Source organism: Mycobacterium sp. 852002-40037_SCH5390672 (assembly GCF_001665875.1).
In the GTDB taxonomy this organism is placed as follows: Bacteria; Actinomycetota; Actinomycetes; order Mycobacteriales; family Mycobacteriaceae; genus Mycobacterium.
Map to the genome: position 1 here is coordinate 40,596 of NZ_LZTA01000097.1, position 17,622 is coordinate 58,217.

At 67.7% G+C, this 17,622-nt stretch carries 17 protein-coding genes; 4 read left to right on the plus strand and 13 right to left on the minus strand.

Annotation, left to right across the window (positions count from 1 at the left end):
* Positions 1-29: 29 nt before the first annotated feature.
* The gene (locus tag A5782_RS17295) at positions 30-1,619 is read left to right on the plus strand and encodes an MFS transporter (RefSeq protein ID WP_067102785.1); all 1,590 of its coding nucleotides are present in this window, start codon (positions 30-32) and stop codon (positions 1,617-1,619) included.
* Here A5782_RS17295 and mftG read toward each other — a convergent pair.
* The 7 genes from mftG to mftA form a co-directional block, all read right to left on the minus strand.
* A complete protein-coding gene (gene mftG / locus A5782_RS17300) occupies positions 1,613-3,049 on the minus strand; it encodes a mycofactocin system GMC family oxidoreductase MftG (protein ID WP_067102787.1) in 1,437 nt (478 codons plus the stop codon). The genes A5782_RS17295 and mftG overlap by 7 nt on opposite strands.
* Before the next feature lie 9 nt (positions 3,050-3,058).
* Entirely contained in the window at positions 3,059-4,471 is a 1,413-nt protein-coding gene (gene mftF / locus A5782_RS17305; protein WP_067102789.1) for a mycofactocin biosynthesis glycosyltransferase MftF, read from the minus strand.
* Between the two features lie 49 nt (positions 4,472-4,520).
* Positions 4,521-5,264: a mycofactocin biosynthesis peptidyl-dipeptidase MftE gene (gene mftE, locus A5782_RS17310; protein ID WP_067102791.1), complete on the minus strand. Its 744-nt coding sequence runs from the start codon at positions 5,262-5,264 to the stop codon at positions 4,521-4,523.
* Positions 5,265-5,427: 163 nt separating this feature from the next.
* Positions 5,428-6,615 (minus strand): pre-mycofactocin synthase MftD, encoded by a 1,188-nt coding sequence (gene mftD / locus A5782_RS17315; RefSeq protein ID WP_067102793.1) that lies wholly within the window; start codon positions 6,613-6,615, stop codon positions 5,428-5,430.
* 2 nt (positions 6,616-6,617) lie between these two features.
* Positions 6,618-7,841 (minus strand): mycofactocin radical SAM maturase, encoded by a 1,224-nt coding sequence (mftC, locus tag A5782_RS17320; RefSeq protein WP_067102795.1) that lies wholly within the window; start codon positions 7,839-7,841, stop codon positions 6,618-6,620.
* Entirely contained in the window at positions 7,838-8,164 is a 327-nt protein-coding gene (mftB, locus tag A5782_RS17325) for a mycofactocin biosynthesis chaperone MftB (protein WP_197694260.1), read from the minus strand. The genes mftC and mftB overlap by 4 nt, the downstream gene beginning before the upstream one ends.
* Positions 8,149-8,238 (minus strand): mycofactocin precursor MftA, encoded by a 90-nt coding sequence (gene mftA, locus A5782_RS17330; RefSeq protein ID WP_007773607.1) that lies wholly within the window; start codon positions 8,236-8,238, stop codon positions 8,149-8,151. The genes mftB and mftA overlap by 16 nt, the downstream gene beginning before the upstream one ends.
* Before the next feature lie 99 nt (positions 8,239-8,337).
* On the opposite strand from mftA, the gene mftR reads away from it, so the two are divergent.
* Both mftR and A5782_RS17340 read left to right on the plus strand, forming a co-directional pair.
* Positions 8,338-8,934 carry a mycofactocin system transcriptional regulator gene (mftR, locus tag A5782_RS17335; RefSeq protein ID WP_197694261.1) on the plus strand — a complete coding sequence of 199 codons (597 nt, stop codon included), beginning with the start codon at positions 8,338-8,340 and terminating at the stop codon, positions 8,932-8,934.
* The gene (locus A5782_RS17340) at positions 8,931-9,986 is read left to right on the plus strand and encodes a DUF2332 domain-containing protein (RefSeq protein WP_067102801.1); all 1,056 of its coding nucleotides are present in this window, start codon (positions 8,931-8,933) and stop codon (positions 9,984-9,986) included. The genes mftR and A5782_RS17340 overlap by 4 nt, the downstream gene beginning before the upstream one ends.
* Before the next feature lie 60 nt (positions 9,987-10,046).
* Here the strand turns inward: A5782_RS17340 and A5782_RS17345 are convergent, their stop codons facing one another.
* Positions 10,047-10,907, minus strand: a complete 861-nt coding sequence (locus A5782_RS17345) for an aldo/keto reductase (protein WP_082942987.1) — start codon at positions 10,905-10,907, stop codon at positions 10,047-10,049.
* Between the two features lie 542 nt (positions 10,908-11,449).
* On the opposite strand from A5782_RS17345, the gene A5782_RS17350 reads away from it, so the two are divergent.
* Positions 11,450-12,277: an inositol monophosphatase family protein gene (locus tag A5782_RS17350; protein ID WP_067102803.1), complete on the plus strand. Its 828-nt coding sequence runs from the start codon at positions 11,450-11,452 to the stop codon at positions 12,275-12,277.
* 7 nt (positions 12,278-12,284) lie between these two features.
* Here the strand turns inward: A5782_RS17350 and A5782_RS17355 are convergent, their stop codons facing one another.
* The 5 genes from A5782_RS17355 to tuf form a co-directional block, all read right to left on the minus strand.
* Positions 12,285-13,472, minus strand: coding sequence for an NAD(P)/FAD-dependent oxidoreductase (locus tag A5782_RS17355; protein ID WP_067102805.1), 1,188 nt, complete (start codon positions 13,470-13,472; stop codon positions 12,285-12,287).
* A gap of 25 nt (positions 13,473-13,497) precedes the next feature.
* Positions 13,498-14,325: a mycofactocin-coupled SDR family oxidoreductase gene (locus A5782_RS17360; RefSeq protein WP_067102807.1), complete on the minus strand. Its 828-nt coding sequence runs from the start codon at positions 14,323-14,325 to the stop codon at positions 13,498-13,500.
* A gap of 91 nt (positions 14,326-14,416) precedes the next feature.
* Positions 14,417-15,253 carry an SHOCT domain-containing protein gene (locus tag A5782_RS17365; protein WP_067102809.1) on the minus strand — a complete coding sequence of 279 codons (837 nt, stop codon included), beginning with the start codon at positions 15,251-15,253 and terminating at the stop codon, positions 14,417-14,419.
* 91 nt (positions 15,254-15,344) lie between these two features.
* Positions 15,345-16,115: a PE family protein gene (locus A5782_RS17370; RefSeq protein WP_231986712.1), complete on the minus strand. Its 771-nt coding sequence runs from the start codon at positions 16,113-16,115 to the stop codon at positions 15,345-15,347.
* 177 nt (positions 16,116-16,292) lie between these two features.
* On the minus strand, positions 16,293-17,483 hold the full coding sequence (gene tuf, locus A5782_RS17375; RefSeq protein ID WP_067102813.1) for an elongation factor Tu: 1,191 nt from the start codon (positions 17,481-17,483) through the stop codon (positions 16,293-16,295).
* Positions 17,484-17,622: the final 139 nt, after the last annotated feature.

Consider the following 17,622-nt stretch of genomic DNA (forward strand, 5'->3'; position numbering starts at 1 on the left):
CTTCGCACGCTCCCAAGGAGGCGCACCGCATGGTCGAAACCCTGGTCCGGACTGACCAGCGTACTGACGCGGTCGGCATCGGCGATAGCTTCCGGGCACGAAACTGGACGCTGGCCGTCGCCTGCATGGGTGTTGCGCTGGTGGTGGCGTCGATGACGGCCCTGAACACCGCACTCGGCGATCTGGCGGTGGCCACCTCGGCCACCGCATCCCAGCTGAACTGGATCGTCGACGGCTACACCGTGGCCCTGGCATGCCTGCTGCTGCCGGCCGGCGCGATCGGTGACCGCTACGGCCGCCGCGGAGCGCTGTTGACCGGACTGCTGGTGTTCTCGATCGGCTCGATGGCACCGGCGTTGCTGCACGACCCGTCCCAGATCATCGCGGGCCGCGCGGTGGCCGGGATCGGCGCCGCGTTCGTCATGCCCGCCACACTGTCGCTGCTGACGGTGGCCTATCCAAAAGACGACCGCACCAAAGCCGTCGGCATCTGGGCCGGGACGGCCGGTTCCGGCGGCGTCCTTGGCATGCTCGGTTCTGGCCTGTTGCTTCGCTTTTGGGACTGGCACGCCATCTTCTGGTCGCTGGGCATCGCCGGCCTGGTGATTTTCGCGCTGGCCTGCACCGTCGCATCGTCACGCGACGCGGGCGCTCCCCGGATCGATGCGCTGGGCGCGGTCCTGATCGGCGCGGCGGTCGCCGTCGCCGTGGCCGCCATCCTGGAAGCGCCCGGGCGCGGATGGAGCGATCCACTGGTGTGGGGCGGGCTCGGCGTCGGCGCGGTCATCGCCGCGGCGTTCGGCGCCCTCGAGCTGCGACTGGCCTTACGGGGTCGACAACCACTGCTGGATGTCCGGTTGTTCGCCGACCCGAATTTCGCCACCGGGGTGACCGCGATCGTCATTCTGTTCGGCGCCACCTTCGGGTTCTTCTACATCGGCATGCAATACGTGCAGCAGATCATGGGCTACTCCGCGCTGACGACGGCGACCGCTTTCGGGCCGTTCATGGTGCCGCTGGGCATCTTCTCCGCCCTGTCGTTCTGGTATGTGCCCAAGCTGGGTCTGCGGCTGGTGTTGTTCGTCGGCACACTTCTGATGGCGGTCGGATTCGGGTGCATGTACGGGTTAGGCCTGCACTCGACGTATCTCGAATTCGCCTGGCCCACACTCATTCTCGCTACAGGAATCGGAATCTGCACGGCGCCAACGACTTCGGCGATCATGGGTGCGGTTCCCGACGAAAAGCAGGGCGTCGCCTCCGCGGTGAACGACACATCCCGCGAAATGGGCGGCGCGCTGGGCATCGCGGTGGCCGGTTCCATCCTGGCCGGTCGCTACTCGCACGAGCTGGCGCCCAGGTTGGCGAATTTTCCCGCACCGGTCCGGGACCAGGCCACCGACTCGCTGGCCAAGGCGATCGAGATCGCCGGCCGGCTCGGACCCCAGGGGCGGCAACTGGCCGACATCAGTAAGTCCGCATTCCTGGCGGCCCTGCACGCCTCCACCATCACGATGGCCGCTATCGTCGCCGTCGCCGCCGTGGCGATCGGGGTATGGGCCCCGGGCCGCGACGGCCGCCAGCTACGCCCGGTGCGGCGGATGCTGTCGCGTCACTGAACGAACTCCGCAGCGCGGTGCCCGATCATCACGATCGTCGCGTGCGGGCCTCGGCTGGTGATCGCCGGCAGGATCGAGCCGTCGATCACCCACAGGTTGTCGATGCCAAGGACCCGGCACCGCGGGTCGATGACGGCCCGCGGGTCGCCGTCGACACCCATCGGTGCGGTGCCGCAGAGATGTTGCGAGGTCGACCAGACGGGCGCCGCGGCATCGGTTGGCCCACCGGCTAATTCGCGCGCCAGCTCGCTGCCCCGGCGCAGCGCCGCGACATCGTCGGGCTCGCTGTCGTAGCGGTGCTCGATTCGCGGCGGCACATCGGGATCCGCCGAGACCAGCGACACGCGCCCGCGCGCGCGTGGTTGCATCAGCGCCACCCCGATGTGTGGCCAGTCGGCGTGCCCGGCGGTACCGTCACCGGTCATCGCCACGAATCCACCGGTGTACGGCCTGATCTCGAGATCGTCGGCGGTGCTGAGCACCACCTCGAGGACCGGCCGCCCGGGGGCCACCGTCCAATCGGTGGGCAACACCCACTCGGCATGATCGCTGAACGCCCCCACCGGCAGCGGCGCCACCACCGGCACCCCCGCGGCGGCCAGCATGGGCTCGTCCCCGATCCCCGAGAGCATGAGCAGGTGTGCCGATTCGATCGCGCCGGCGCACAACACCACTCGGTCGGCGGTAAACGCCACCTGACCGTGCGGACCGATCGCGTCGACGCCCACCGCGACGGTGCCGGCAAAACGCAGCCGGGCCACGCTGGTCCGCGCATGCAGGTTCAGGTTTGGCCGGCGCAGCGCCGGGATCAAGTATCCCGCGCCGGAGCCCCGCCGCACGCCGTCGACGATGTTGAGCGGGACGGGGCCGATCCCCGAAACCGGCTCCGATCCGGCGTCATTGAGATCGGCGATCCAACCGAATCCGGCGCGCTGCGCGGCACCGATGAAACGCTCGGTGGTCCCGGTCATTTCGTGCGTCCGGCGCACCTGGATGGGGCCGCTGTCGCCATGGGCGGGACCGTCGAAATCCAGGTCGGTCTCGATGGCACGGAAGCTCTCCAGCACGTCGGACCATTTCCAGCCCGGTATGTCCATCCGATCGAAGTCGCGTGGTAATCCGCGGCAGAAGTAACCGCCGTTGATCGCGCCCGATCCGCCCACCGTCGCCCCCCGCACGAGGGGATGCCGGCGCGGGGGTTCGTCGGTGAGGTGGGTCTGATAACGCCGGACCAGCGGACTGCCGACACCTATCGGCAACTGCAACCCGTTGGCGGTTTGGGCGAGCAGTCCCGGGTCGTCGAGCGCCGGCCCCGCCTCGAGGACGGTCACCGTGCACTCCGGGTCGGCGGAAAGACGTTCCGCAACAACCGATCCTGCGCTGCCGGCGCCGACGATCAGCACATCGCTGTGCGAGACGGCTGTGGTCAAGGTGGTGGTTTAATTCCGGATCTGGGGTTTCAGGGCGCGCACGTTGCGCTCCCGCAGCACACCCCACCACAATCCGAGCCCGTACGCCAGGTCGTCGACGCGCTTGAGCAACAGGTAGGTCGGCAGCCCGATCGGTTCGACATCGTCACCGATGGCGTCGCGGCGGCGAAGCCAGTCGACCACCCCGTCCATGACGGCCGCGACCAGGACCACCCTTCTGAAATGACGCGACAGGGTGGCCGCCACCAACGCCAGCGGCCAATAGTGGCGGCACAGCGCCGACGCCAGTTGCAGCGCCGCGGACCACAGGCCACGGCCCGCGATCATCGCGACATCGGTCATCGATGTTTCGGCGGTGCGCATCGCCCGCGCGATCCGGCGACCGGTCAGGACCGCGAGGACGACGGACACCAGCCGCGACAGGGTGGACCCGAACGCCATCAGAATCCACGTCATCAGCGCCCAACCGGAAATCACCACCGGCGCCGTCTTGTCCGGGTGGCGTACCGAGAGCGGAGCAGCCGAGCCGCCGTAAAACGCTTTGCGCGCAAGCCAATCCCGCAATTCGGTGCGGTGGTCGTGGGCGACCAGCGCGATCGGCTCGTAGCGCAGCCGAGCGCCCGCCTCGATGAGCCGCCAGCACAGGTCGACGTCCTCGCCGGACTGCAAGGTCTCGTCGAACCCGCCGACCTCCCGGATTGCCGAGCACCGGCAGATGATCGCCGCGCTGGGCACGTAGGACACCGTGCTGTGCGGCAACACCGGCGCTTCGCGCTCACCGAGGTCGAGCGAGGAATGCACCGCCTCGTAGCGTGCCACCACATTCTCGCTGTGCGACAGGCCGACGATGCGCGGCGCGACCAGGCCGACCGTGGGGTCGCAGAAGTGACCGAGCAGGGCTTCCAGCCAGCCGCGGCGCGGCGCGACGTCGGAGTCCAGGAACGCGACGAAGTCCGTCCGGCAGACCCCCAACCCGCTGTTGCGGGCCGCAGCCGGGCCCCTGCTGCGGTGGTGGCGCAACACCTCGATGTCGCAGTGTGCGCCGACGAAGTCCTCCCGGACGACCGGGGGGAACGAGCCGTCGTCCACCACGACGACGCGTAGGCCGCGTAGCGAGCTCACCAAGCGTCGCACGCCAGAAAGGTTGTCCCGCACCGGGATTACCACCGTCACGTCATGGTGCGACGGGCCGCCCGCGGGCCGGGGATGCGCCACCGTGGCGTCCAGCAGCGTGCGGGCGAGTTGGGCGCTGAGGTCGTCGCGCACCTTCAGCCGGCCATCCGAGAGCATGTCCTGCGCGGCTGGAGCCAACTTCAGCAGCCGGGTCGGCGACCCGCCGAGCAGCGCCGAGCCATCACCGAGCACCCGCACGCGGCGATCGACCTGAACGGCGAACCCGTTGGGCAGCCGGGGCGCCGTCATGTGCGCCACTCCTCCCCATCGCTTTCGCCGTGGATCCTCGCCGGCGCGCTCATGTCAGCATCCCGTCGGGCCCGGGGCGCCACCGGGTGACCCGGCGGACACAGCCGTCCACCATCTCGGTGAAGATCCGTCTGCCCTCGGCGGCGCTGGCGGTGGTCGGGTCGCCCAGCACGCCGACCGGGCTGACCGCCGCGACTCCCCCACGCCGCATCGACCCGAGCAATTCGGGCAGGGGCGCGGTGTTGCCGGCCACCCACTGATCGGTCCGGACTTCGGCCGGCGAGATATGTAGCAACACCGATGTTTCGGTATGGCCGGCGTGGGCGTCACCGCCGGCGGTCAGGCAGGGGCACCAGCCGACGTCGCGGCCCTCGGTCCGCAACAGCGCCACCGCGGCGTCCAACGCCGCGACATTGCCGCCGTGGCCGTTGACGAAGACGAGGCGCGGGGCCCAGCGGGCCGCTGACCTGCCGTACTCGACCAGCAGCGAGGTCAACGCCTCGGTGCCCAGCGAGATCGTCCCGGCGAAACTCTGGTGCTCGCCGCTGGCGCCGTAGGCGATGGCCGGCGCCACCAGCCACCCGTCCCCCGGGCGCTGGTTGAGACGGGCTTGAGCGGCGCCGGCAACCGCCGTCGCGATGCGGGTGTCGGTGTCCAGCGGCAGGTGCGGACCGTGTTGTTCGGTCGACCCCAGCGGAACCATGAGCGACGCCGCCTTGCTGGATAGCTGGCTCGACGTCGCCGTTCCCAATTCGCCGAGTACGGGCACTCGGTGATGGTAGGACGAATTCACCTGGCGTGCACCAATTGTTGAAGCTTCAAAATAACTTTTTTTCTGGGTCGTTCACCGGGCGTTCGAATTGTGGACTCGTCCGTCACGGTTACCCCGCCCGTATCACGATTTGCGCGGGCGTCACTTAATCCGGATAAAGCCGCCCAGGATAACCGGGCTGCTGCTACGCGACGCCCGGGGGCACACCCAGCGCCCGGACGAAACCGGGCGGCACCAGGATGTGGTCCGGTCCGAGGTCGTGTACCGAGGAGAGCCCCAGACCCATCAGCGCCGAGTCGATGCCGCCGCGCAAGATGTCGAGGACGTTCTCCACACCCGGTTGGCCGGCCGCGGCCAGCCCCCACAGGTAGGCCCGGCCGATCATGACCGCGCGCGCTCCCAGCGCCACGGCCTTGACGACGTCACTTCCGCGCCGGACGCCACCATCGAGGAGCACCTCGATCTGATCGCCGACGGCCGCGGCCACCGCGGGTAGGGCGCGAATCGAGGCAGGGGTCCCGTCCAGATTGTTGCCACCGTGGTTGGACACCGAAATCGCCGAAACCCCCGCGTCCACCGCCCTTTTGGCGTCGTCGACGCGCATCACGCCCTTGAGCATGAACGGCCCGCCCCACAGTTCGCGAAGCCAGGCGATGTCCTCCCAGGTCGGCGGCGGCGTGCCCATCCACTCCCCGTAGGCCTGAAAGAACGGAGGCCCGGGCTCGCCGCGGCGACCCTGGTTGGGCACGCGCAGCTCCGGCGGCCGCATGGTCTTCGCCCACTGCAGGAACCATCGCGGCTTGGTGATGACCTCGGGGCTCATCTTGACGATGGTTTTCAGGTCCATCTTCTCCGGGATCGCGGGGCTGCCCCAATCGCGCCCGTGCGAGAAGCTCCAGTCGGTGGTGACGATCAGGCCCACCGCCCCGGCCGCCCGGGCGCGCTCGACCCGTGCGGCGATCGCGTCGCGGTCACCCAGCCAGTACACCTGGAAGAACACCTTGGGGTTCGCCGCGACGACCTCTTCGATCGGTTTGCTGGCGAACGAGGACAGCCCCATGGCGGTGCCGCGGGCGGCGGCGGCCCGCGCCACGGCCACCTCACCCTCGGGGTGCACCGCCTGCACGCCGGTCGGCGAGATCAGCACCGGCAGCGAAATCTCCTGCCCCATAACGCTGGTCGACATGTCGCGCTTTTCCAGCGCGCCAATCACATGCGGCGCGAAACCGAGTTCGCTGAAGGCTGCCACGTTGTCGGAGACCGTGACTCCCTTTTCGCTGGCCGAAATCAAGGACGAATAGGCCGATTTCGGCAACCGGCGCTTAGCACGCTGCTGCGCGATGGCGACGGTTTCAAACCATGCGTCGGCCACTGTCACACCGGACTTTCGTTGCACATGCGGGCCGGCGGCGTTGCCGGCGTGACCACCGGGGGCCGCACCGACAGGGTGAGCGGCACCGGTTGGCGGATGCGCTTCCCGCGGGAGTGATCGGCCCGGGGACGCGGCGTCTCCCGCTCGTTCGCCAGCGCCGACTCGCTGTGGCCCTGGACGCATTCGGGGTCCGGTCCGTCCAACGGCAGGCCGGTGAAGAATTTGGCGGCCATGCATCCGCCCCGGCAGCTGTCGTAGTGCCCGCAGCTGCCGCAGGCACCCGCCGACTGGGGCTCGCGTAGCTCGCGGAACAGCGGGGCATTTTTCCAGACGTTGGCGAACCCAAGCCCAAAACCGGTGTCCGTCAACACGTTTCCGGCCAGGAAGCGGTCGTGGATGGCGAACGGGCAGGCGTACACGTCGCCCACCGGGTCGATCAGGCACACCACGCGGCCCGCGCCGCACATGTTCAGACCGGCTAGTGCGCCGGATTGGCCGAGCGGAGCCAGGTGGAAGAAGGAGTCGCCGGTGAGCACCCGCTCACCCTTGGCAACCAGCCAGTCATACAGCTGGACCTGCTGGTCGGCGGTGGGATGCAGCTCTTCCCAGACATCGGCGCCACGCCCGGACGGGCGCAGCCGGGTGATCCGCAGCATGGCACCGTAACGGCTTGCCAGCGCCGCGAATTCGTCGAGCTGGTCGACGTTGTGCCGGGTGACGACCACCGAAATCTTGGCGTCGGAGAAACCGGCGTTGGCAAGGTTTTCCAGCGCACGTACCGCCATGTCGAAGGACCCGGGTCCGCGGACGGCGTCGTTGACCTCGGCGGTGGCACCGTCCAGCGAGATCTGGACGTCGACGTAGTCGCTGGCCGCCAGCCGCGCGGCCACCTCGGGCGTGATCCGGACGCCGTTGGTGGAGAACTTCACGCCGACGTGGTGGGCCGTCGCGTAGTCGACCAGTTCCCAAAAGTCCGGTCGCACAGTGGGTTCCCCGCCACCGATGTTGACGTAGAACACCTGCATGCGTTCCAGCTCATCGATGATGTCCATGCATTGACGGGTGGACAGCTCCCGCGGGTCACGCTTGCCCGACGAGGACAGGCAGTGCACGCAGGCCAGGTTGCAGGCATACGTCAGTTCCCAGGTGAGGCAGATGGGTGCGTCCAGCCCGTGCTCGAACTGCTCGATCAGCCGCGGCACGGGTGCCTGCGATGGTGCGGTCATTGATGGTCCTCTCGGGGCACCAGCATGTTGGACTCGGCGAGCACACCCAGCGCATGCAGATACGGCGCGTGGGCGGCGTCCTCGACTCCCGCCGCACGGCAGGCGGACCGGATGTCGGGATGGTCGGCCAGCGACCGCACCACGGTAAGGATGGTGCGGTTCTTCAGGAACGACAGCTTGCGGGTACCGAAGTGGTAGAGCAGAGCGCCGAACGGTTCGGGCCGAACCGCCACCTGGGGGTGCAATCGCCAGCCGCGATCAGGATCGAACGAGGTTGCCGTCCGGGCCTGCGCGGGCGCGGGCACGGTCAGTAAACCCCGCACATGCCGTCGATGGACACCTCTTCGACCAGGGTCTCGGTGACGAGTTGGGTGTCAGTTTCGGTCTCGTGGTCCACGGGGCCTTGCCTTTCGTCCGGTCTTGACAACGATGGGGTCTGAGTCACACTCGCCGTCAGAATATGGCATCGAGTGCCGAAATGAAAGGGCGGGGTTCGATGATGCCGCAGCCGCGGGTGGGCAGGCGCCGCTCGACCACCCCGCACCACATCACCGACGTCGCCATCGACATGTTCACGGCCCGCGGTTTCGCCGACGTGAGTGTCGACGACGTCGCCCAGGCCGCCGGTATCTCCCGCCGGACCCTGTTCCGCTACTACGCGTCGAAGAACGCCATTCCCTGGGGCGATTTCGACAATCACCTTGCCCACCTGCGTGATTTGCTCGACAACGTCGATTCCGATGTGCGCCTGGGCGATGCGCTGCGCGCTGCACTGTTGGCGTTCAACACCTTTGACGAATCCGAGACCGCTCGGCACCGCCAACGCATGCGGGTGATCCTGCAAACCGCCGAGCTGCAAGCGTATTCGATGACGATGTACGCCGGCTGGCGCGAGGTGATCGCCGCGTTCGTGGCCCGACGCCTGGAATGCAAGACGGCCGATCTGCTGCCCCAGACCGTCGCCTGGACCATGCTCGGGGTGGCGCTGGCGGCCTACGAGCACTGGCTGAGCGATGAATCCGTCCCGCTGCCGGTTGCCCTGGGCAATGCCTTCGACGCTGTCGGCGCCGGGCTGGACGGGCTGGACAGGTGACCGCCGAGCACCTGGTGCACACCCTGCGGTCACAGGGCAGATTCTGCGCCGCGTCGGGCTCACGGATGTATGGCGATCTGTTCGAACTGGTGGCCGCCGACGTCGAAGCCGGCGGCGTCTTCGCGACCGTCCTGTCCGGGCGCGAGGACGCCCCGTCACGCGACGCCGTGCCGTTGCGGTTGCTCGGCGGGCTGCACCGGTTGGTGCTCGACGGCCGGGCGGCGCCCTTGCGCCGCTTCTATCCCAGCACCGGCGGCGTGTGGGATGCCGGAGGTGCCTGGCCGGAAATCCTGGACACCGCGGCCGGTCACGCCGACGTACTGCGCGCGGCCCTGGGCCAGCCGCCACAGACCAACGAGGTGGGCCGGTCGGCCGCACTGATCGGCGGACTACTGCACATTGGTCACGAATTCGGCTTGCCGATAAGGCTTTTCGAGATCGGATCGAGCGCTGGGCTCAACCTGCGCCCGGATCATTACCACTACCGCTTCGCCGGCGGCCAGTGGGGGCCGCCCGACTCACCGGTGACCATCGATGACGCATGGCGCGGGGCGCTGCCGCCCGGGCGCGAATTGCGGATCGTGGCGCGCCATGGGTATGACATCGCCCCCATCGACGTCGGTCACCCCGACGGGGAGATGACCGTGCTGAGCTACGTCTGGCCCGACCAGGGTGCCCGGCTGGCGCGGCTGCGCGGCGCCATCGAGGTCGCCCGCCGGGTTCCGGCGACGCTCGAGCGCAAGACGGCGGCCGACGCGGTCGGCGGCCTGACACTGGCCGACGGGGCGCTGACCGTCTTGTGGCATTCGATCACCTGGCAGTATTTGTCGGCCGACGAACGCGGCGCGGTGCGCGCTCACGTGGCCGCGCTGGCCGGCCGCGCCAGTGCGCGCTCGCCGTTCGCCCACCTCACGATGGAGCCCGCACGCTCCGCATCGCAAGGCCCGGGCTCGCCGATCAAGTTCGTGGTGCGGGCCCGCAGCTGGCCCGGCGGCGATACGCGGATTCTGGGCGAATGCCATCCGCACGGCCCGCCGGTGGACTGGCGGTAGCGTGACGCGGCCGAATTGCCGGACTACGTCCGGCAATTGGCCACGTTGAGGTAGGAGTTATCAGGTCCCCATGAAGGTCATCGGATCGTGCAGCACGCGGGTGCCGTCGTGCAATCCCTCAATGGCCTCCATGTGCTCGGGGTCGAGCGTGAAGTCGAACACGTCCAGGTTCTGGGCGACGCGTTCGGGCTTGGACGACCGCGAGACGACGACGTTGTCCAACTGCAAATTCCAGCGGACCAGCACCTGCGCGGGAGTGCGACCGTACTCGGCGGCGATCGACGTCACCACCGGGTCCTCGATCAGCCGGCCGACGCCCAGCGGGCTGTAGGACTGCGTGGTCACATCGTGCTGGACGTGGGCTTGGCGCAGCTGGGCCTGATTCAACCGCGGGTGCAACTCGACCTGGTTCACGGCGGGCACCTCGTCGGTTTCCTCGATGACCGACGCCAGCAGTTCCTCGGTGAAGTTGCAGACACCGATCGAGCGGACGTGCCCCTCTTCGCGGGCCACCTTCATGCCCTCGAAGCTCTCCACGTACTTACCCAGCTTCGGCGCCGGCCAGTGGATCAGGTAGAGGTCGAGGTAATCCAACCCGAGTCGGTCCAGGCTCTCCTTGCACGATTCCTGGGCGGTATGGAAGCCCTGCTTCGAGGTGCCCAGCTTGGTGGCGACGAACAACTCCTCGCGGGGGATGCCGGACGCGGCTATCGCACGCCCGACGGCTTCCTCGTTTCCGTAGGAGGCGGCGGTGTCGATGAGGCGGCAGCCGGCTTCCAGCGCCGCGAGTACCGAGCCTTCCGTCTCCTCATCGGACAGCTTGGCTACCCCCAAGCCGAGTACGGGCATCTTCGCCTCGTCATTGAGGGCGACGGTCGGAATTGCGCTGGGCGAGCTGTATATCTCATCAATCACTGTCACTTGCCAATCACCTGCCTGCCAATTTGGGTTACTGGGTTTTCTGGTTAAGAACGATGATTTTTCAGGCGGCCGTCAAGCCGGGCGGTTCAGCCAACCCCACCGCATTGTGCAAGGTCCCCAACATCGTTCGCCCGCAGACAGTAATGGAGCCCGGCAAGTGGTGCACAAAACGTGGCGAGGCGTGTCAGCACAGCAAAATTCGTCACCGCTGCGAGTTACGGTTTTCCAGCACAATGCGTTTGGCGTTGCGGTACTGGCAATTGTGTGACACCTACTACAGCGCTACCGTGCGGCCGCCGTTGAGCATTGCAAATGCCGCACGTCGAGTGAGGTGTATCACCATCGAATTATGCTGTGGCGTATGCCCAATTCGTGTCGAAAGCGCAGGAAGGCCTAGTCGTGTGAACGAAAGTCTCGGTGGGCTAAGCGCTTTCGATCTATCGATCGATCGAGCGGGGTGCGCACGATGCGAAATCGCCGATGCCTTATGCTCGAAAAACGCCGAACGCACGCCAACTCCGGAAGCGAGGCAGACCTGTCCCATGAAGACAACGCAAGAGCTTTTCGAAATAGCTTGGCAGGCAACACAACTCGGTGCCGCCACGCTCAAGAAATCACAGCCGAGCTCGGTGCAGCACAAAGGTGACCGCGACACGGTCACCGACGTCGACCTCGCGATCCAGCGCGACATCGCCGGTTACCTCGGCCAGACCACACCCGATATCGCGCTACTGGCCGAAGAGTCCGAACAACAGCCCGACATCGAAAGCTCCGAGTGGCTCTGGGTTCTTGACCCCATCGACGGAACATCCAACTTCGTCCACGGCCTGCCGCTGTGCGCGGTATCGCTGGCCCTGCTGCGCGACGGTCGCAGCGTGCTGGCCGTCACCCATGCTCCCCTGCTCGGCAAGACCTACCATGCCATCGAAGGCAAAGGCGCGTTCGTCAACGGGCAGCGGATCACCGTCAGCGCCACCGACAGCCTCAGTGGGGCCATCGTGTCCCTCGGTGACTACGCCGTCGGCCACGACGCCGGCCGGCTCAACGCGCACCGACTGGCGATCACCACCGAGCTGGTGCCCCGCGTCGAGCGCATCCGGATGATCGGGGCGGCGACGCTGGACCTCGCCTTCGTCGCCGAGGGCGCCCTGGACGCCTGCGTGATGATGTCCAACAAGCCGTGGGACACCGCGGCGGGGACGCTGATCGCCCGCGAAGCCGGAGCGCAGCTCACCGACGCGCACGGCAACCCGCACACCCACAGATCCGCGTCGACGATCGTCACCGCGCCGGGCATAGGCGAACAGCTCGCCACGGTGATCCGCAACACCGACATCCGCAGCGACCGGTACGCGGCCGCCGTCGGCTAGCGGCGGCTCAGCTCAGCATTTCGGTGATGGGCACGGCCGCCGCGATCTTGGCACGGACCTTCATGACCTTGCCGGGCATCCCGCCGCCGACCACGCCGACCAGGGCCCCGTCGCGTTCGTAGTAGGCCAGGAACTTGCGGCCGTCGTCCTCGACGACATGGACGATGTCGTCGGCCTCGGGCTCGCCCAGGCACTGGATCTTGACGTCGTACTGGTCGCTCCAGAAGTACGGGACCACCACCACCTGCGGCACATCCCGGCCCAGCATGGCGGGCACGACGACACGGGCCTGATCGGCGACGTTGCTCCAATGTTCTACGCGCCCTTGGTGTCCCGTCGCGTCGCGCCACGATGCGACATCACCGAGCGCCCACACATTCGGCGCGCTGGTGCGTCCGGCCTCGTCACAGATGACACCGTTGTCGACCTGAACTCCGCTGCCCTCGAGCCATTCGGTCGCCGGGCGCGACCCGATGCCGACGACCACTATGTCGGCCGACAGCTCGGTGCCGTCGCTCAACACCACCGCCTCGACGCATGAGTCACCGCGTACCTCCGCCACCCCGACGCCGAGACGGACGTCGACACCTTCGGCACGGTGCAGCCGGGCCACCAGCGCGCCGATCTGCTCGCCGAGCACCGCGGCCAGCGGCGTCGGTTGCGGCTCCACCAGCACCACGTCCACGCCCAGGCTGCGCAGGCTGGCCGCCACCTCGCAGCCGATGAAGCCGGCACCGATGACGACGGCGCGCTGCGCCGCCGACGCATGCTCGCGCAGCGCCATGCTTTCGTCAAAGGACCGCAGCACCCGGATGCCCTCGAGATCCGGGATCGCCGGAATGCGCCGGGGCACCAGGCCCGTGGCGATGACGAGTTCGTCGTAGCGAAGCGTCGTTCCGTCGTCGAGAGTCACCGTCTGCGCCGCGGTGTCCAGACCGGTTGCCGCCGACCCCAGTCGCAGGGTGATGTCGTTCTCGTCGTACCACTCGCGTGGCTTGAGCGCGGTGTCGTCGACCTCGTTGCGCAGCACCTCTTTGGACAGCGGCGGACGGTCATACGGCAGGTGCGCCTCGTCGCTGACGATCGTGAGCGGCCCGGAATACTCCGACTTGCGCAGCTGCTCGGCGGTGCGCGCGGCGGCCAATCCGCCGCCGACGATCACGATTCCGTTGGTGGCGCTTTCGTCACTACTCACGTGGAGTTCTTAGCACGCTGGGCCCTCAGTACTTTAGGGCACCCTTATCCACCGGGATCTGGGTGCCGGTCAAGGTGCCCGAGCCGTCGCAGGCGAGCCAGGCCACCACGTCGGCCACTTCGTCGGCCGTCATGAACCCATTGGGCTGCACCGGCATTGGCGGAAAGCTGTGCACGAAGCTGGGATGCCTGGCAAAAATGTCCATCATCGCTTCGGGCTCGATCATCGGGGTGTCCACCGAGTACGGGTGAATGGAGTTGACCCGGATGCCGAATTCGCCGAGCTCGATGGCGAGGGTGTTGGTCAGCGCGGTCAGTCCGTGTTTGCTGGCCGAATAGTGGCCGTTGCCCGGTGTGGCCTTGATTCCCGCCGACGAGCTGACCACGACGATGGAGCCCCCGTTTCCCGCCTCGATCATGGCGGGAACGGTGGCGCGCAGCGTGCGCCAGGTGCCGGTCAGGTTGACGCCGATGACCGTGTCCCACTGCTCATCGGTCAGCTCCCAAACCCGGCCCCAGCTCAGCACTCCGGCGTTGGCCACCACTATGTCGAGCCGGCCGAATTGCTCGATGCCGTCGGCCACCAATTCCCGCAGCGCGGCATCGTCGCGGACGTCGACCCTTCGGCTGAGGATCTTGCGTCCCTCGCCCTCCACCAGGCGGACGGTCTCGTCGAGGTCTTCGGGGGTGGCCGGGGTGTACGTCACGCTGGCGGACGCCGGCGCGCAGATGTCCAGCGCGATGATGTCGGCGCCCTCGCGGGCCAGCCGCACCGCGTGCGAGCGGCCCTGTCCACGGGCTGCACCGGTGATGAATGCGACCCGTCCCTGCAGTGATCCGGCCTGTCCAGCCACGTGTAACCCCTTCGACCGCCGATAGACCAAGCCAGGCTAGCAGCGCGATTGAAACGTGTTCTAATTCACCCGATGTTGCCGAACGGGCTCGCTAGATCTCGGAGATGATCGCGGCGCGCCGGCTGGCGTATTCGGCGTCGGTCAACGCCCCACGGGCGTGCAGATCCATGAGCTCTTGCAGTCGCCCGGCGATCGTCTGTTCGGGGGGTGCGACGACGGCGGCCGCCGCGGGCGCCGCGGCCGGTGCCGGTTGGGCGGCCGGCGCCTGTTGTTCGACGGCGCGGCGCACCACCGCCTGGATCTGGCCGCGCAGCGCCGGGTTCGACCGGATGTCGACCATCTGATTGAGCGCAACGTTGTTGGCCTTGAGGATCTGCAGAATCTCCATCAACGGGCCGGCCTGCCCGCTCAGGTCGTAGGTTTTGTTGTCTTCGGCCACCGTGAACTGCGCGGGCACCAGGCCGTTGACCAAAGCGCTTCGCTCCCAGTCGATTCGGTATTCGGAAGTGGTGGGGTTGACCAGGACCACCACCTTGCGGGCGTTGAGGTTGCCCAGCCGGGTGACGCTGGCGATGACCCGGTCTTCGGAGTCGAACGGCAGGAGTCCGGGTCCGGCGATGTGCAGGTGCACCTTGACGACCTGCTGGTTGTTGACCCACGTCCCGGTCTCGGTGATCCCGGTGATCTGAGCGAGCGCCAGCACCCCGGTCTGCTCGAGCGCGGCCACCTTGGCCGACGACTTGGCCCCATAATTCGCCAGCGCGAGCGCGATCAACACGTCGGCCACGGTGATGAGCAGACCGACGTAGAACATCCACTGCAACAGGCTGTCGAGCCCGAGGGTGAAGTACACGACCAAGAAGATCGGTCCCACCAGTCCGCCGCACAGCAAAACCACCAACTGTGCCTTCAGGTAGCGAGCTAACACATGCCCCTCCTCGGCTTACTGGGGAATCCGTGTCAGACTAGCGCTCGCGGTGACGTGGCGAACCCGATACGCGCAAACCGATTCCGGTCGCCTACAGCGGCTCGGGCGGCACGATCGGCAGCCGCCTGACCGGCGTGCCCGCCGGCTGCGCGGGGTGCGCCGGCTGCGCCGCGGTCGGAGCGGGCGGCGCGGTACGCGCCGACACCGGCATTGCGGGGGCCGCAGAGGTCTGCGGCGGCACTGCGGTCTGCATGGGCGCGGCGGGGGTGCCGGCCGGTGTGGCCACCGATGCCGCCGGCTGGACGGTGGCCGGCGAACCGGCCGGAGCGTAGGCCGGCGTTGCCACCCGCGCCGCGCCGGTCGGCGTGGTGGCCGAGGCCAGCGTCGCCGATCCCGCCGGCGCCGCCGCGACCGGCGTGCCGGCCGGTGCCGGTGTGGCCGCGGCCGCGGCGGGTGCCACCGCCGCCGCCAGGGGACCGGCGGGCGCCGTCGGCGCGGACGTACCCACCGCGCCGGCGCTCACCGCCGGTACCTGCGCGGCCATCGACGCCGGGGCCGCCGCGGACTGCAGGGGCGTGGTGTTGGCGGCCTCGGCGAACGCATACTGCGCCGCGCCGCCGTTCATCAGTTGCACGAACTGGCTGTGAAACGCGGCCGCCTGGGCGCTGAGCGCCTGATAGACCTGGGAGTGCGCGTCGAACAGCGCGGCGATACTCGCCGACACCTCGTCGGCGCCGGGGGCGAGCACACCCGAGGTCGGTCCCAGGGCGGCGGTGTTGGCCGAGGTGATCGTCGACCCGATCTGGGCCAGGTCCCCCGCGGCAGCCGCGACGAATTCGGGACTCGCTTGAACGTATGACACCGGCACCTCCCCGCCACGCCCACGGTCAGGAGAATTATGAGCAAATCCTAAACCAGTCGGTCCCGTCGCCGCACGATTTCCCCCGCGTGGGTCTGCGCCCGCGCGCAACCAAAGCACAAGGCCCGGATCGCCGAGTCGGCAATCCGGGCCTTGAACTAACTCAGTGGTGGTTCGAAACTACTTGATGATCTTGACGACCCGGCCGGCGCCTACGGTGCGGCCACCCTCACGGATCGCGAACCGCAGGCCGTCGTCCATGGCGACGGGCTGGATCAGCTTCACCGAGATGTTGGTGTTGTCACCGGGCATCACCATTTCGGTGCCCTCCGGCAGTGTCACCACACCGGTCACGTCGGTGGTGCGGAAGTAGAACTGCGGACGGTAGTTGTTGAAGAACGGCGTGTGCCGCCCACCCTCGTCCTTGGACAGAATGTAGACACTGCCCTCGAACTCGGTGTGTGGCGTGGTGGTGCCGGGCTTCACGACGACCTGACCGCGCTCGACGTCCTCACGCTTGATACCACGCAGCAACAGACCGACGTTGTCACCGGCCTGACCCTGGTCGAGCAGCTTGCGGAACATCTCCACACCGGTGACCGTGGTCTTGGTGCTGGTCGGCTTGATACCAACGATCTCGACTTCCTCGTTGACGTTGATGATGCCGCGCTCGACACGACCGGTGACCACCGTGCCACGACCGGTGATGGTGAAGACGTCCTCGACGGGCATCAGGAACGGCTTCTCCGTCTCGCGGACCGGGTCCGGGATCGACTCGTCGACGGCCTCCATCAGCTGCTCGACGGACTCGACCCACTTGGCGTCGCCCTCGAGCGCCTTGAGCGCCGAGACCCGCACGACCGGGGCATCCTCGTCGAACTCCTGGGCGGCCAGCAGTTCGCGGACCTCCATCTCGACGAGCTCGAGCAGCTCTTCGTCGTCGACCATGTCGGCCTTGTTCAACGCGACCAGGATGTAGGGCACGCCGACCTGACGAGCCAGCAGCACGTGCTCACGCGTCTGCGGCATCGGGCCGTCGGTCGCGGCGACCACCAGGATCGCGCCGTCCATCTGGGCCGCACCGGTGATCATGTTCTTGATGTAGTCGGCGTGACCCGGGGCGTCCACGTGGGCGTAGTGACGCTTCTCGGTCTGGTACTCCACGTGGGAGATGTTGATGGTGATACCGCGCTGACGCTCCTCGGGCGCGTTGTCGATCTGGTCGAATGCGCGCGACTCGTTCAGGTTGGGGTACTTGTCATGCAGAACCTTGGTGATAGCCGCGGTCAGCGTGGTCTTGCCGTGGTCAACGTGACCAATGGTCCCGATGTTGACGTGCGGCTTCGTCCGCTCGAACTTCGCCTTCGCCACTTCTGTGTCCTCCTGGACTAGTTGGTGCTCGTTAAAGCAGTGTTGGTGTTTTCAGTTGTGCCGCGCCCAAGGCATTCCAATGACCCGGCAAGGTTACTCCGAGGTGACTTGAGCTTGTGGCCCGACTCCTCGCTCGTAA